The sequence below is a fragment of the Flavobacterium hercynium genome (genome assembly GCF_002217285.1).
GTDB classification, from domain to species: Bacteria; Bacteroidota; Bacteroidia; order Flavobacteriales; family Flavobacteriaceae; genus Flavobacterium; species Flavobacterium hercynium.
This window is the reverse complement of the sequence record NZ_MUGW01000079.1, coordinates 1-1,373: the sequence shown is the minus strand read 5'-3', so window position 1 is coordinate 1,373 and position 1,373 is coordinate 1. Positions and strand designations below refer to the sequence as shown.

At 32.5% G+C, this 1,373-nt stretch carries 2 protein-coding genes; both read right to left on the bottom strand.

Features of this window, described 5'->3' with window-relative positions; all coding sequences use genetic code 11:
- A partial coding sequence (locus B0A66_RS22250; protein WP_208862615.1) for an ISAon1 family transposase occupies nucleotides 1-931 on the bottom strand: 931 nt, incomplete at its 3' end.
- A 10-nt stretch (nucleotides 932-941) separates the two neighbouring features.
- The gene (locus tag B0A66_RS22245) at nucleotides 942-1,307 is read right to left on the bottom strand and encodes an ISAon1 family transposase N-terminal region protein (protein WP_089052038.1); all 366 of its coding nucleotides are present in this window, start codon (nucleotides 1,305-1,307) and stop codon (nucleotides 942-944) included.
- Between the last annotated feature and the right edge of the window lie 66 nt (nucleotides 1,308-1,373).

Genomic DNA, 1,373 nt, shown 5'->3' with positions numbered 1-1,373 from the left:
TAAAAAGGAAAAACTCAACATTTCTAACGCCTCTGAATTTTGATCTAAATGCTTTTATTTTAGCATTAAACGATTCTGCGGAAGCATTTGTACTTCTGTTGTCAAAATAATTTAATATAGTCTGATAATGATTGATAATCGTTCGTGAGATCGTATTGAAAGACTTAAAACCAGCTTGATTTACTTTTTCGTGCCATTTGGCTAGTTTTGTAAATCCTATGATTTTATCAGTAGTTTTTTCAAAGATGCTACGGAGTTCCTGAGTTAAATTATAAGCTTTTTGAATATCAGGATACAATTCAAATAACAAATTAGCTCGTTCTAGTTGATTTGCAGACCATTTCATTTTTGTTTTATATAAAAAGTGACGGCTTCTGGCTAGTAATTGTTTGAGTGTGTCGCCATTTGCGAGTATTTGAGATTCATATTTTTTATTTAATATTCTTGCTTTCTCTACCGCATCATTTTCGTTGTCAATAGCTTGCCAGCGGTACTTTATTCTGATTTCCTGTAATGCTTCTGTAGCTAGTTTTTGAACATGAAAGCGGTCTGTGACAAGCGTTGCATTAGCAAAAGATCTTTTAGCAATTAATTCCATATTTCCTGCCATATCTAAAGTAATCTCCTTGACAAGATTTCTTTGCTTAAGAGGTATTTTATCTATAACTGAAATGACCGTATCTGCTTTGGTTCCTGCAACCATTGCAACTATAGTACCTTTTCTGCCTTTTGCTGATTTGTTGGTTAAAATAGTGTAGAGCTCACCATTAGATAGAGAGGTTTCATCTATTGATAAACGTTTTCCAATGTTTTTTGGGAAAAGAAGCCATTTTTTGGCATGTGATATTTGATCCCAGACTTTGAAATCACTTAAAAAATCTTTGTATTGGCATTGTAAATTTCTACCAGAAACTCCATAAAAAGAAGCAATGGTACTACAATCATTTGGACTGGAATCTATTGATTTCTTTTAAAAAAGACGCAAACTCCTGAGTTACACGAGTTCCGTTTGCTACTAAATTCCAATCTCTAAAAACTACTTTTCCAGTATCTTCATTAAGCCATCTTCTTCTAGTGATGTGAAGGTACACCTGATGTCCACGAATAGGAAAATCCTGAACCGTTATCTCTTCGAAGAATCCTTTTGAGCTTAATTTAGATGCCCTGTATTCTTTGGGTATCGAATTAATCTCTTTTAGATAAAGATGTATTGTTTCTTCTTCTTTTTTATAAGAAATAAGTTCAAAGTAATCAACTATTATCTCAGGTAGTAATAACTTTAGGATATCGATAAAGGAATCTTGCATTCGGCAGTAATTAGAAATACAAATATCTAATTTTTAATATTTCTCCACAACAATATGCATTGATCC

What these genes read in the sequence shown, in the direction of transcription:
- B0A66_RS22245 (WP_089052038.1), bottom strand. Translation starts at nt 1,307, where the DNA reads ATGCAAGATTCCTTTATCGATATCCTAAAGTTATTACTACCTGAGATA.